This is a genomic window from Caldisericota bacterium (assembly GCA_034717215.1).
In the GTDB taxonomy this organism is placed as follows: Bacteria; Caldisericota; Caldisericia; order Caldisericales; family Caldisericaceae; genus UBA646.
In genome coordinates this window covers 1-2,145 of the sequence record JAYELD010000058.1, presented here as the reverse complement: position 1 = coordinate 2,145, position 2,145 = coordinate 1, and the positions used below count along the sequence as shown (strand labels likewise).

At 54.0% G+C, this 2,145-nt stretch carries 2 protein-coding genes; both read left to right on the top strand.

Annotated elements, in window-relative coordinates; all coding sequences use genetic code 11:
* The coding region (locus tag U9Q18_02510) for a T9SS type A sorting domain-containing protein (GenBank protein MEA3313231.1) at positions 1–711 on the top strand (711 nt) is incomplete at its 5' end.
* Positions 712–1,501: 790 nt separating this feature from the next.
* Positions 1,502–1,987 (top strand): hypothetical protein, encoded by a 486-nt coding sequence (locus U9Q18_02505; protein ID MEA3313230.1) that lies wholly within the window; start codon positions 1,502–1,504, stop codon positions 1,985–1,987.
* The last annotated feature ends 158 nt before the right edge of the window (positions 1,988–2,145 follow it).

Sequence of the window (2,145 nt, the reverse complement as noted above, 5' to 3'; positions counted from 1 at the left end):
ACTGGGACTGAACTTACCGGTGATCAAGTTATTGATCTGAGTACGCTCGGATGGCACATGATCGGTGTTCCCTACGATACAGCTTGGGGCAACGTTACTGGCGCCGCGGTCAAGTTCACCCACAATGGTGTGGACAAGTGGCTACCGGATGCGGTTGATGCAGGTTGGATCTACGGAACGGTCCTCAACTGGGACGCTACGGCCGACGAGTGGATCCGAACAACCGTGGCGGAAGGCACAACGTTAGTACCGTGCCTCGGGTACTGGATTAGGACACGCGTAAGCGACCTAACCATGACGTTCACAGAACAGGCGTGGGATCCGGGTAATCCTCCAAGCTTCAGTACACAATCACTGAAGTCCGAGGATCCGGGCAATCCTCCGATGCCGGGACACGTGACTCCGCTCACCTTTGATCCGAGCAAGCTGGTGTTTGGGAACTATCCGAACCCAGTGACCGACGTACACACCACCCACTTTACAGTAATGGGAGAGATGGCGGCGTTCGTCGACGCGATCAAGGTCCAGATCTTCGACCTCTCCGGCCAAAAGGTCTACGAGGAGGAGATGGCTGGAACGAGCCTCGACTGGCACACCGACAACGACTACGGCGAGTACCTCGCCAATGGTGTATACCTGTACAAGCTATACGCCAAGGTCGAAGGCAAGTGGGCCGTAAGTGAGGTCAAAACGATCGCGATCCTGCGATAGCGACCGATATAGCTTAGATAATCATCCGGCCCCAGGGAGAAATCCCTGGGGCCTTTTTTGTTGTTTGAGGTTCCTCGCTATTTGGTGTGGGTAACCAGCTCAGCGATGCTGCCGTGCAGACACGCTCGGCTACGGAGTAGCTGCTTAAATCGACTCGAACGTTAGAATGACTGACCCACTCCTGCCTGCAGCAGGCAAGCGGAACAGCACGGCATCCTCAAAACCATACTCGCGCAGAGACGCAGAGGAAAGACAAGAATTAATAAGTGTTTAAAGGCTTTAAGAAGCTGTTCTCAGCGCCTCGGCGCCTCTGCGGGATAAAAGCATTGTAAATTTAATCATTTATCCTTTCATTTGACCTTCTATCTCAGCGAGAGAAAAGCTGTTGGTCTTTCAACCAAGGGGCAGTCTCTCTCCGCGTTAGAATTCTCCCGCAGAGGCGCAGGCCTGTCTGCTGGTGTCCGGCAGACAGGGCGCAGGGGAAAGCAGTAATATTGTTAGAAGCACAGAAGTTAAAATCTTTCTCTGCGATCTCTGCCCTGCCTGTGAATGTCTGTATGCAGGCAGGCCTTGAGTGAGTGTAACGAGCGGGCGTGAGGAAAAGCTTGTGCCTCTCGCAGAGACGCCAAGAACGCCAAGAAAAGCGTAAATGGGTGCCACGCGATCAGCTTTAAGCCCTCTCCACCCACTACTTACTACCCACCATTTACCACTCACCACTCACCATTCACCACCAGCAAAAGTTGACAGCTCTACCGGCAGTCGCTATAACTATCCAGTGGAGGAACCCATGAACGCAGATCGTGACGCACCAGCGACCAAAGAAGGCCTAGATCAGGTTGAGCGCAAGCTTACGGCACGGATTGATGGTGTAGAGCAGAGCCTCACGGTAAAGATCGACGCGAACGGCAAGAAGATCGATGCCAACGCTGCCAAGATCGACGCGAACGGCAAGAAGATCGACGCCAACGCTGCCAAGATCGACGCGAACGCTGCCAAGATCGACGCGAACGGCAAGAAGATCGACGCGAACGGCAAGAAGATCGACGCGAACAGTGCGACGCTTAGCAGAGTTTCTCACCAGGTTGTCGAGAACAGTGAGCAGATAGGTCGATTAGTCATCATGGCAGAGGAGTCCAGGGAATCCTTGAATCAGATTCTCGGAGCTCTGGACGGGTTTGCGTCGGGTTTTGCACAGTTGGATCAGGAGAAGGTGGCGACGAATGCGCGGTTCGACCGGGTAGAAAAGGACGTGCAACAACTGAAAGCAAGGTAGAAAGAATGAAGGTAAGCAGACACAGGAGCTGCCTTCCGTTACACTTCACAGGCCAAGCAAACTGCGCATGCTACGAAGGCGAAGACGTTGCTTGCGTAGCGTTGTAGCCCTGTCCGCATCCCAGACAGGCAGCCTCTCTCCGACGTCGCGCTTGTGGT